This is a genomic window from Streptomyces sp. YIM 121038, assembly GCF_006088715.1.
GTDB lineage: Bacteria > Actinomycetota > Actinomycetes > Streptomycetales > Streptomycetaceae > Streptomyces.
Window position 1 is genome coordinate 5,521,626 of record NZ_CP030771.1, and the last position, 10,875, is coordinate 5,532,500.

Here is a 10,875-nt window from a genome sequence, read left to right on the forward strand (position 1 = left end):
CTGTACCGACAGCTGTACAGGCAGCTGTACCGGCACGCGCATCGACAGCTGTATCGATGGCCGTATCGAGATCTGCCCCTGAAGGAGCGAGCGACGATGCCCGAGCTGAGGTCCCGCACAGTCACCCACGGACGCAACATGGCGGGCGCCCGCGCCCTGATGCGGGCCTCCGGGGTACCGGGCGCGGACATCGGCCGCAAGCCGATCATCGCCGTCGCCAACTCCTTCACCGAGTTCGTGCCCGGCCACACCCACCTGGCGCCGGTCGGCCGCATCGTCAGCGAGGCCGTCCGGGAGGCGGGCGGCATCCCGCGCGAGTTCAACACGATCGCCGTGGACGACGGCATCGCGATGGGCCACGGCGGCATGCTCTACAGCCTGCCCTCCCGCGACCTGATCGCCGACTCCGTCGAGTACATGGTGGAGGCCCACTGCGCCGACGCCCTGATCTGCATCTCGAACTGCGACAAGATCACGCCCGGCATGCTGATGGCCGCCCTGCGCCTCAACATCCCGACGGTCTTCGTCTCCGGCGGCCCCATGGAGGCGGGCAAGGCGACCCTGGTCAACGGCACCGTCCGCAAGCTCGACCTGATCGACGCGATGGTCGACGCGTCGAACGAGAACGTCTCGGACGAGGACATCCTCCGCATCGAGGAGAACGCCTGCCCGACCTGCGGCTCCTGTTCCGGCATGTTCACGGCCAACTCGATGAACTGCCTGACCGAGGCCATCGGCCTGTCCCTGCCGGGCAACGGCTCGGTGCTCGCCACCCACACCGCCCGCAGGGCCCTGTACGAGCGGGCGGGCGCGACGGTCGTCGAGATCACCAAGCGCTACTACGACGGGGACGACGCCTCCGTCCTGCCGCGCAACATCGCGACCCACGCCGCCTTCGAGAACGCCATGGCCCTCGACATCGCCATGGGCGGCTCCACCAACACGATCCTGCACCTCCTGGCCGCCGCCCAGGAGGCCGAGGTCGGCTACGACCTGACCGACATCGACGCCGTCTCGCGCCGCGTCCCCTGCCTGGCCAAGGTCGCCCCGAACGTGGCGCCGCAGGGCACGTACTACATGGAGGACGTGCACCGCGCGGGCGGCATCCCCGCGATCCTCGGCGAGCTGTACCGCGGCGGCCTCCTCAACGAGGACGTGCACACCGTCCACTCGCCCTCCATCAAGCAGTGGCTCGACGCCTGGGACGTGCGCGGCGGCTCCGTGGCCCCCGAGGCCCTGGAGCTGTGGCACGCGGCCCCCGGCTGCAAGCGTTCCGCCGAGGCCTTCTCGCAGTCCGAGCGCTGGGAGACCCTCGACACGGACGCCGCGAACGGCTGCATCCGCGACGTCGCCCACGCCTACTCCCAGGACGGCGGCCTCGCCGTCCTCAAGGGGAACCTGGCCGTCGACGGCGCCGTCGTGAAGACCGCGGGCGTCGACGAGTCCATCTGGACCTTCGAGGGCCCGGCCGTCGTCTGCGAGTCGCAGGAGGAGGCCGTGGAGAAGATCCTGAACAAGCAGGTCAAGGAGGGCGACGTCGTCGTCATCCGCTACGAGGGCCCCAAGGGCGGCCCCGGCATGCAGGAGATGCTCTACCCCACCTCCTTCCTCAAGGGCCGCGGCCTCGGCAAGGCCTGCGCCCTGGTCACCGACGGCCGCTTCTCCGGCGGTACGTCGGGCCTGTCCATCGGGCACGCGTCGCCGGAGGCCGCGTCCGGCGGCACCATCGCCCTCGTCGAGGACGGTGACCGCATCCGCATCGACATCCCGGGCCGCTCGATCGAGCTCCTGGTCGACGACGCCGAGCTGGCCCGCCGCCGCGAGGCCCTCGGCGGCACGTACGCGCCCAAGTCCCGCGAGCGCAAGGTCTCCGCGGCCCTGCGGGCGTACGCGGCGATGGCGACGAGCGCGGACAAGGGGGCGGTGCGCGACGTGTCGCGGCTGGGCTGACGCCCCGCCGCGGCGGATCCGGCCCGCCGCTCACGGGCCGACTGTCCCTGTTTGTCCTGCAACTGGCGTGGCGCGCGGGCGCGTCTATGGTGTGGAGTACATGCCATGGGCGGCCCGCGCCGCCCGTTTCACGTGGAACACGGGGACACACGGGGGATCACCATGAGCAGCGAAGAACTGACGATGCCCGCGACCGCGGATGTGGCGGACGGGGCGGCACTGACGATAGAGGCGGCGACGGCCCGGCGGTACGCGATCGTCGAGGACGTCAACGTCCGCTCGGGCCCCGGCACCGCGTACGACAAGGTCGGCCGCCTCTCCGCGGGCACCTTCGTCACCATCGGCTGCCAGAAGCCCGGCGAGACGGTGACCGGCCCCACCGGGACGTCGAAGATCTGGGACCGCATCGGCAGCGGACGCTATGTCTCCGACACCTATGTGCGCACGGGCAGCAACGGCTACGTGGCGCCGCGCTGCTGAGGGGCGCCGTAACGCTGACCGGCGCCGCTGACCTGTGGTGCTTCCGGTACGGGAGGCCGCCGGGCCCGGGGTTCACCCGGACTTCGGCGGCTTCGCCGTGTCGAACGCGTACACCAGGTTCCCGGCCCCGGTCACGATCGCCGCGCGGCCCGCGAGGGCGACGCGCGGGCTCGTGCCCACCTCCGCGGAGCCGTTGGCCTTGGGGTCGGCCGTCCAGAGGCGCCTGCCGTCGCGCGGCGCGAGCGCGGCGACGCGGCCGCTCGCCGAGCTGAAGTACAGCGCCCCGGGCCCGGCGACCGGACCCGACGCCCCCTCCACGCCCGCCTGCCGGGTCCACCGGAGCTTGCCGGTCACCGCGTCGACCGCGCTGACCTCGCCGTTCTGCTCGGTGAAGTACACCGTCCCGGCGGCCAGGCTCGGGGAGCCGCCGTAGCGCTTCGGCAGCCGGGCCGTCGTGGCCTTGCCCCGCGCCACGTCCACGTGGACGACCGACTCGTACTCGACGACGCCGATCTCGCCCACCCGCTCCTTGGCCAGGACGAGCCGTCCGTCGTACGCGCCGAGCACCTGGAGCGGCCCTCGGAGGGCGACCGCCCTGCCGAAGGTCCCGGACGCGGGATCGAGGCCGCGCACCGTGGCGTGCCGGATCGCGGTGGCCTCCACCTCGGTGGCGGGAGCACACATCACGTGGGCCTGGCCCCCGGCGGTGAGCGGCGAGCAGACGGCGCCCGCCGGGACCGGGGTCCTCCACAGCACCTTCCCGGAGCGGACCGCGCGGCCCTCGACGTGCGTACGGGCCGCGTTGAGCATGACCACGGTGGAGCCGATCACCTCGGCGTCGTCGGAACGGCCCGTCACGGCCATCGACTTGCTGCCGAACCGGGCCGACCACAGCTCCTTGCCCCGGGCCGCGTCGAGGGCCACGACCTCGCCGGGGCCCGAGTCGTCCGGGAGCAGCCGGTAGCCGAGGACCGTGTTCCCGGACACGCCGACCAGATACGTGTTCTGCATGGGGACGCCCGGGTGGTGCGCCGTCCACATCCGGTGGCCGTCGGCGACGCGGATCCGGGTGGCGATGACACCGCCGCCCCCGCAGTACGCCGAGTCGCCCCGCGGCACGCAGCGCAGCTCGTCCGGGAGCTTCGCCCCGCCCGGCGGCACCGTCTGCCGCCAGGCCTTGAAACCGTGGGGGAGCGGCGAACCGACCACCGCCATGTTGCGCCCGTTGTCGTCAGGACCGTCTCCGCCGGGGCCGTCCGCGCCCGGCCTGAGCAGCGCGACACAGCCGGCGATCACGGCGACGCCCAGGACCGCGGCGAGCACGGGCCGCCAGCGGCGGCGCAGCCGCCCGCCGAGACCACGGGCGGGCGCGGGGCCAGAGCCGTCAGAGGTGCCCGAGCTGTCAGAGGCGCTCGCGGCGCCAGGGGCGCTTGAGGTGCCGGCGGCGCTCGATGCGCCCGTGGCGCCCGAGGTGTCCGACAGATGGTGCTGCGTGTCCGTGTCCCGCGTCCGGCTTCCGCCGTCCCCGGCCGCCGCCCCGAGGTCCACCGGCAGGTCCCGCAGCCGGACGAGGAGCTCGTCGATGGTGGGCCGGACGGCGGGGTCCTTGGCGAGGCAGGGCTCGACGGCCGTACGCAGCGCGCCCGGGACGTCGTCGAGGGTCGGAGCCTCGTGCACGACTTGGTACGCGGTCATGTACGGGCTGTCCGCGTCGAAGGGCCCCTGCCCCGTCGCCGCGTACACCAGCAGCGTGCCGAGCGAGAAGACGTCCGACGAGGGACCGACACCGCGCGGCGTCTGGAGCTGCTCCGGCGACATGAACGGGGGAGTGCCGATGACCCGCCCCGTCATCGTCAGCGTCTGCTGGTCGGCGGCGCGCGAGATGCCGAAGTCGATGACGCGCGGCCCTTCGGCGGACAGCACGACGTTCGACGGCTTCAGATCGCGGTGCACCACGTCGGCGCGGTGGATGTCCCGCAGCGCCTCCGCGAGCCCGATGGCGAGCGTACGCAGCTCCATGCCGACGATGGGACCGCGCTGGGCGATGCGCTGGGCGAGCGTGGGGCCCTCTATGTACGCGGTGGCCATCCACGGCTGCTGTGCCTCGGGATCGGCGTCGACCACGGCCGCGGTGAACGCGCCGCTGACCCGGCGGGCCGCGGCGACCTCCTGCCGGAACCGGATGCGGAACTCCTCGTCGCCCGCGAACTGCTGGTGGATCAGCTTGAGCGCGACCGGCCGCCCCGACGCCGTACGTGCGAGGAAGACCGTGCCCATGCCACCGGAGCCGAGCCGCGACTCCAGTGGATAGCCACCGATCTCCTCAGGGTCCCCTGAGCGGAGCGACACCTCTTCGACCTCCCGGTACCGGTCGTCCTCCGTATAACTACCTGCCCGCACAAATTAGCGGCCGGTCCCGGAGGTGGGGCAAGGCGGCCCGCCCTTCGCCCCGCTCCCGACCGCTCGCGCCGCCGCGGCACGGGGAAGGACGGCCGGGCGATAATCGAGGACGTGAGCGACGAACGACGTACCGAACAGACCGAGGGCACTCCGGCGGGCCCCCTCCCCGAGCCCATCCGCTTCTTCGGTACGACGTGGCTGGAGCACACCGACGGCTACGCCGCGCGCCGCGTCGGCGTCGCGGCCGGCTCCCTCGTGGCGGCGGCCGCGGGCTGCCTGGTGCTGCGCTTCGCGTACCAGGGCCTGGAGATCGCGGACGTGGGCACCTTCGTGAACGTGCTGGTCGTGGTCATGTTCGCCATCTGCAGCGCCATCGCGTTCCGGCGCACGTGGGACGGGTTCTCCAAGCGCCACGACCCGCAGTCGGTGGCGTCCATGCGCAGCCTGATGACCATCGGCTTCATCGGCTCCCTCCTCGCCTACTTCTTCCGCTCCCTGAAGGAGGCCCCGGGCGAGCGGCTGCATCGCGAGGAGTACGAGACGGCGCGCGACCAGTACGAGCGCCGCACGAAGCGCCGGGCGGGCAACCCCGCCAAGCGCAAGCGCCGCCAGAAGTAAGGACCGACCCCACCACCTCCCTCCGACGGGCTGGAGGGCTGCCGCACGTGGCAGCCCTCCAGCCCGTCCGGCGTTTGAGCACGTGGCAGCCATCAGCCCGTCCGGCGTTTGAGGACGAGGCGCGAAGCGTCGATAGCGGGGGTCCGGGGGGCGGAGCCCCCTGGTTTCGGGAAGGGGCGGGCCCGGGGCGCGCCCGCGAGGGCCCGGCCCCCGGTCGGCACCTTGACGAGTGGGGCTCCCCAGGAGCAATATTCATCGCATGATGAATATTGCGACCCCACCCCGTGCCCCGGCCCGGGCCACCGCTCCGGCCGCCATCCACGCCCACACCCTCAAGGCCGTCCGCGGCCACCGCACCGTCCTGCGCGACCTGACCTTCACCGTCCCGCGCGGCCAGATCACCGGCCTGCTCGGCCCCTCCGGCTGCGGCAAGTCCACGCTGATGCGCGCCGTCGTCGGCACCCAGGCCAAGGTCACCGGCACCCTGGACGTCCTGGACCACCCCGCGGGCACCCCCGCCCTGCGCTCCCGCATCGGCTACGTCACCCAGGACCCCTCCGTCTACGAGGACCTCACCGTCCGCCAGAACCTGGAGTACTTCGCCGCCGTCCTCACCCCCGGCCGCGGCCCCGCCGCCGCCCGCCGCCGCGAGGACGTCACCCGCGCCATCGCCGACGTGGACCTCACCAGCCACGCCGACGCCCTGGCGGGCAACCTCTCCGGCGGTCAGCGCAACCGCGTCTCCCTCGCCGTCGCCCTCCTCGGCGCTCCCGAACTCCTCGTCCTCGACGAGCCCACCGTCGGCCTCGACCCCGTCCTCCGCCGCGACCTGTGGAACCTCTTCCACACCCTCTCCGACGAACGCGGCACCACGATCCTCGTCTCCTCCCACGTCATGGACGAGGCGGAACGCTGCCACCGCCTGCTCCTCATGCGCGAGGGCGAGATCCTCGCCGACGACACCCCCGACGCCCTGCGCGAACGCACCGGCACCGGCACCGTCGAGGAGGCCTTCCTCCACCTCGTCGACAAGGCGAACGCCACGCGGCACCCCGACGAACCCACCGCCGCCCAGGCCCACGACACCCGGGAGCCACAGCTCCCCTGACCCCCACCCTGGAGCCCTCGGCACCCCTGGAGCCCTCGGCACCCCTGGAGCCCTCGGCACCCCTGGAGCCCCCGGCACCCCTGGAGCCCTCGGCACCCCTGGAGCCCCCGGCACCCCTGGAGCCCTGGCCACCCCAGGAGCCTCCGACGGCCTCAGAAGCCTCCGACGGCCTCAGGCCCCGACGCCCCAGGAGCCCTCAGCACTTCAGGAGCCCTGGCTCCCAAAAAGCCCCCGGCACCCTGTGAGCCCCCGGCACCCCAAAGGCCCCCGGCACCCCTGGCCACTCCAGGAGCTCCGACCACCCCGTGAGCTCTCGAACGGCACTCCAGGAGCCCTGGCCCCTAAGAACTCTCAGCCACCTCTAGAACCCCCGGCCCCACTCACCCCGCACATCACCGACCCAGGCATCACCGGAGCCCACGATGAACATCCATCGCACCCTCGCCACCGCCGCCCGCGTCCTGCGCCAGCTCCGCCACGACCCGCGCTCCATCGCGCTGCTCGTCCTCGTCCCCTGCGTGATGCTGCTGCTCCTGCGCTACGTCTTCGACGGCAGCCCCCGCACCTTCGACTCCATCGGCGCCTCCCTCCTCGGGATCTTCCCGCTCATCACGATGTTCCTGGTGACCTCCATCGCCACCCTGCGCGAACGCACCTCCGGCACCCTGGAACGCCTCCTCGCCATGCCCCTCGCCAAAGGCGACCTGATCGCGGGCTACGCCCTCGCCTTCGGCACCCTGGCGATCATCCAGTCCGCCCTCGCCACCGGCCTCGCCCTGTGGGGCCTCGGCCTCGACGTCACCGGCTCCGCCTGGCTGCTGCTCCTGGTCGCCCTCCTGGACGCCCTGCTCGGCACCGCGCTCGGCCTGTTCGTCTCGGCCTTCGCCGCCTCCGAGTTCCAGGCTGTCCAGTTCATGCCGGCGGTGATCTTCCCCCAGCTCCTCCTCTGCGGCCTGTTCACGCCCCGCGACAAGATGCAGCCCGTCCTCGAAGCCCTCTCCGACGCCCTGCCCATGTCGTACGCCGTCGACGGCATGAACGAGGTCCTGCGCCACCCCGACATCACCGGCACCTTCGTCCGCGACGCCGTCATCGTCGCCGCCTGCGCCGTCCTCGTCCTCGCCCTGGGCGCCGCCACCCTGCGCCGCCGCACGGCCTGACCACGGACCGCGACCGTCCGCCCACCGGACGCCCCGCCGCGCCCCACCCCGCCCGATGCGAGGATGACCCCGACGACGCACCCCGGGAGAGGCCCTCGCACATGAGCCAGACGCGCAAGCCGAGCCAGACCGTCGCGGTCCTCGGCACCGGAAAGATCGGCGAAGCCCTGCTCAGCGGCATGATCCGGAGTGGCTGGGCGCCCGCTGAGCTCCTGGTCACCACCCGCCGCCAGGAGCGCGCCGACGAGCTCCGCACCCGCTACGGCGTCGAGGCCCTCACCAACGCCGAGGCCGCCAAGCGCGCCGACACCCTGATCCTCGCCTGCAAGCCGCAGGACATGGCCAGGCTGCTCGACGAACTCGCCCCCCACGTCGCCGCCGACCGCCTCGTCATCAGCGCCGCCGCCGGCATCACCACCTCCTTCATCGAGGAGCGCCTGACCACCGGCACCCCCGTCATCCGCGTCATGCCCAACACCCCCGTCCTCGTCGACGAGGGCATGTCCGTCATCTCGGGCGGCACCCACGCCACCGCCGGCCACCTCACTCACGCCGAGAACATCTTCGGCGCGGTCGGCAAGACCCTCCGCGTCCCCGAGACCCAGCAGGACGCCTGCACGGCCCTGTCCGGCTCCGGCCCCGCGTACTTCTACTTCCTGGTCGAGGCCATGACCGACGCGGGCATCCTCCTCGGCCTGCCCCGCGACAAGGCCCACGACCTGATCGTCCAGGCCGCGATCGGCGCCGCCGTGATGCTCCGCGACAGCGGCGAGCACCCGGTGAAGCTCCGCGAGGCCGTGACCTCGCCCGCCGGCACCACGATCAACGCCATCCGCGAGCTCGAGAACCACGGAGTACGCGCCGCGCTCATCGCCGCCCTTGAGGCCGCCCGCGACCGCAGCCGCGAACTCGCCTCCGGCAGCGGCTGACAGCCGGGCCCTCTCCCGCCGGGCCCCCGGCCCCGGGTCCGGGGGATGCCACCCCCGGACCCCTCCCGCCATCGGCCTCCCGCCATCGGCCTCCGGCCTCGTCCTCAAACGCCGGACGGGCTGGATGTCCCGGCCGGACCGGATGCTGCGGCAATCAGCTTGTCCGTCGTCACCACTTCCGCGAACCCGCCCCCGTGCAGGGACACCGCCGTCGCCCGCGCGATCTCCTCCGCCGCGAGCCGCCAGCCGAAGGGCCCCTCCAGGTCGAAGGTGTAGGTCGCGTCCAGCGCGAACAGCACGTCGTACCCGAGGTTCCCGCCCATCCGCGCCGTCGTCTCCGCGCACATATTGGTCTGGATCCCGGTCACCACGAACTGCGAGATCCCCGCCTCCTTGAGCCAGGCGTCCAGATCCGGCGTCCCGTAGAAGGCCGAGTTCACGCTCTTCGTCACCAGGAGCTCACCACCGGCCCCCTTCCCACGCCGCTCCTCGACGTACTCCTTGAAGCCGTTGCCCGCGTACCCCGACCGCAGCGGCGAGTCCGGCTTCACCGAGTCGTGCCGTACGAACACGACCGGACGCCCCGTCTCCTGCCAGGCCCTGATCAGCGCGGCGATGTTGTCGTCCGCCTCCGGGTTGTTCCGCTCTCCCCAGTACTCCACCTCCTCGAAGCCCTGCTGTACGTCCACCACGATCAGTGCTGCGTTCTCTGCGATCTCCATGCCCTCGATGCTGCCGCTCCCGGGCCCGCCGCCCCAGAGGTACAGAAGCCACCGATCGATGGTTTACTGCCACCGTGCCCACAGTGCCCACCGCCGCCGAGCCGCACCCCACCACCCCGGTGCCCACGACCCCGGCACCCCCGAGCCCTCGGCGCGGCGTCACGCAGCGCATCGCCCTGCTCGCGTTTCCCGGCATCCGCGCCTTCGACGTCTCCGTGATCACCGAGGTCTGGGGCGCCGACCGCAGCGACCGCGGCGTACCCCCCTTCGACCTCCGCCGCGTCGCCGCCGAAACCGGGTCCGTCCCCATGCGCGGCGGCCTCAGCCTCACCCCCGACCGCACCCTCACCTGGCTGACCCGACTGACCGAGCGCGACCTGATCGTCGTCCCCGGCCTCGACGACCACCTGACCCCCGCACCGCCTCCGATCCTCGAAGCCCTGCGCCGCGCCCACACCCGCGGCATCCCCGTCGCGGCCCTCTGCGGCGGAGCCTTCACGCTCGCCCAGGCGGGCCTGCTCGACGGCCGCCGGGCCATCACCCACTGGCACCTCGTCGATCTGCTGCGCGCCCATCACCCCCTCGTCGACGTCGTGCCCGACGCCCTGTTCATCGAGGACGGCAACATCTGGACCGCCGCGGGCACCGCCGCCGGAATCGACCTGTGCCTGCACCTGGTCCGCAGGGCACACGGCTCCGAGACCGCCGCGACGATCGCCCGCTCGATGGTCACCGCGCCCTTCCGCACCGGCGGCCAGGCGCAGTTCATCGAGCACCCCACACCCCGCGCCGACCGCGACGCCGACGCCCTGGCCGCCGTCCGCGAATACGCCCTCCGCCACCTCCACGAGCCGCTCACCGTCGCCGATCTGGCCACCCGGGCGGGCATGTCGGCGCGCTCCTTCGCCCGCCACTTCACCGCGGCGACCGGCACCACCCCCCTGCGCTGGCTCCTCGACCAACGCGTCGCCGCCGCGCAGAAGCTTCTGGAACGCACCGACCTGCCCATGCCCGAGGTCGCCCGCCGCGCGGGCTTCGGCAGCGAGATCACGATGCGGCAGCACTTCGCATCGCGCCTCGCCACCAGCCCACGCGCCTACCGCGCCTCGTTCACCGGCACCGCCGCGGGCACCTCGGCAGCAGCGGGCAGCAGCCCGATCGCCCGATAGGCGGCATCGACCGTCGGCCGGGCCATCCCCCTGGCCCGCTCCGCCCCGGCCCGCAACACCTCCTCTACATACGCCGTGTCCGCGACCAGTTCCTTGTGCCGCTCCCGCACGGGCCGCAGCAGCTCCACCACCGCGTCCGCGGTGTCCTTCTTCAACGCCCCGTACGACTCGTACGCACCGCTCAGCTCCGCCGGGTTCCCACCCGTGCAGGAGGCCAGGATCTCCAGCAGGTTCGCCACCCCCGGCCGGGCCTCGCGGTCGTACGCGACCCCGCTGCCGCTGTCCGTCACGGCCCGCATGATCTTCTTCCGCACCACGTCCGGCTCGTCCAGCAGATAG

Annotated in this window: 10 protein-coding genes (1 of these 10 cut by a window edge); 7 read left to right on the forward strand and 3 right to left on the reverse strand. The window is 72.8% G+C overall.

The genetic code is table 11. The features are described 5' to 3' along the window. Window positions 1-96: 96 nt before the first annotated feature. Entirely contained in the window at window positions 97-1,950 is a 1,854-nt protein-coding gene (ilvD, locus tag C9F11_RS23580) for a dihydroxy-acid dehydratase (protein WP_138961142.1), read from the forward strand. A gap of 162 nt (window positions 1,951-2,112) precedes the next feature. Then, window positions 2,113-2,430 (forward strand): SH3 domain-containing protein, encoded by a 318-nt coding sequence (locus C9F11_RS23585; protein WP_171075826.1) that lies wholly within the window; start codon window positions 2,113-2,115, stop codon window positions 2,428-2,430. A gap of 72 nt (window positions 2,431-2,502) precedes the next feature. On the opposite strand, the gene C9F11_RS23590 is transcribed toward C9F11_RS23585, so the two are convergent. Continuing rightward, on the reverse strand, window positions 2,503-4,779 hold the full coding sequence (locus C9F11_RS23590) for a serine/threonine-protein kinase (RefSeq protein WP_138961143.1): 2,277 nt from the start codon (window positions 4,777-4,779) through the stop codon (window positions 2,503-2,505). 162 nt (window positions 4,780-4,941) lie between these two features. Here C9F11_RS23590 and C9F11_RS23595 point away from each other — a divergent pair, with 162 nt between their 5' ends. The 4 genes from C9F11_RS23595 (at window position 4,942) to proC (ending at window position 8,645) form a co-directional block, all read left to right on the forward strand. Further along, window positions 4,942-5,448, forward strand: coding sequence for an EamA/RhaT family transporter (locus C9F11_RS23595; protein WP_138961144.1), 507 nt, complete (start codon window positions 4,942-4,944; stop codon window positions 5,446-5,448). Between the two features lie 259 nt (window positions 5,449-5,707). Continuing rightward, entirely contained in the window at window positions 5,708-6,556 is an 849-nt protein-coding gene (locus C9F11_RS23600; protein WP_138961145.1) for an ABC transporter ATP-binding protein, read from the forward strand. Window positions 6,557-6,978: 422 nt separating this feature from the next. Further along, the gene (locus C9F11_RS23605) at window positions 6,979-7,716 is read left to right on the forward strand and encodes an ABC transporter permease (RefSeq protein WP_138961146.1); all 738 of its coding nucleotides are present in this window, start codon (window positions 6,979-6,981) and stop codon (window positions 7,714-7,716) included. Between the two features lie 101 nt (window positions 7,717-7,817). Continuing rightward, window positions 7,818-8,645 carry a pyrroline-5-carboxylate reductase gene (gene proC, locus C9F11_RS23610; RefSeq protein ID WP_138961147.1) on the forward strand — a complete coding sequence of 276 codons (828 nt, stop codon included), beginning with the start codon at window positions 7,818-7,820 and terminating at the stop codon, window positions 8,643-8,645. Between the two features lie 104 nt (window positions 8,646-8,749). Here proC and C9F11_RS23615 read toward each other — a convergent pair whose 3' ends face one another. After that, a complete protein-coding gene (locus C9F11_RS23615; protein WP_138961148.1) occupies window positions 8,750-9,367 on the reverse strand; it encodes a cysteine hydrolase family protein in 618 nt (205 codons plus the stop codon). A gap of 119 nt (window positions 9,368-9,486) precedes the next feature. On the opposite strand from C9F11_RS23615, the gene C9F11_RS23620 reads away from it, so the two are divergent. After that, complete coding sequence (locus C9F11_RS23620; RefSeq protein WP_138966905.1) at window positions 9,487-10,536, forward strand: helix-turn-helix domain-containing protein; 1,050 nt, start codon at window positions 9,487-9,489, stop codon at window positions 10,534-10,536. Here the strand turns inward: C9F11_RS23620 and trpS are convergent. Further along, a protein-coding gene (gene trpS, locus C9F11_RS23625; RefSeq protein ID WP_138961149.1) for a tryptophan--tRNA ligase crosses the window boundary here: on the reverse strand, window positions 10,464-10,875 show its 3' end. It continues 626 nt past the right edge of the window; only the last 412 of its 1,038 coding nucleotides appear in the window; the start codon falls outside the window, past its right edge; it ends in the stop codon at window positions 10,464-10,466. The genes C9F11_RS23620 and trpS overlap by 73 nt on opposite strands.

Excerpts from the sequence above, each read along its gene's own strand:
- ilvD (WP_138961142.1), top strand. The coding sequence starts at position 97 with ATGCCCGAGCTGAGGTCCCGCACAGTCACCCACGGACGCAACATGGCG.
- C9F11_RS23605 (WP_138961146.1), top strand. The coding sequence starts at position 6,979 with ATGAACATCCATCGCACCCTCGCCACCGCCGCCCGCGTCCTGCGCCAG.
- proC (WP_138961147.1), top strand. The coding sequence starts at position 7,818 with ATGAGCCAGACGCGCAAGCCGAGCCAGACCGTCGCGGTCCTCGGCACC.
- C9F11_RS23585 (WP_171075826.1), top strand. The coding sequence starts at position 2,113 with ATGAGCAGCGAAGAACTGACGATGCCCGCGACCGCGGATGTGGCGGAC.
- C9F11_RS23600 (WP_138961145.1), top strand. The coding sequence starts at position 5,708 with ATGATGAATATTGCGACCCCACCCCGTGCCCCGGCCCGGGCCACCGCT.
- C9F11_RS23615 (WP_138961148.1), bottom strand. The coding sequence starts at position 9,367 with ATGGAGATCGCAGAGAACGCAGCACTGATCGTGGTGGACGTACAGCAG.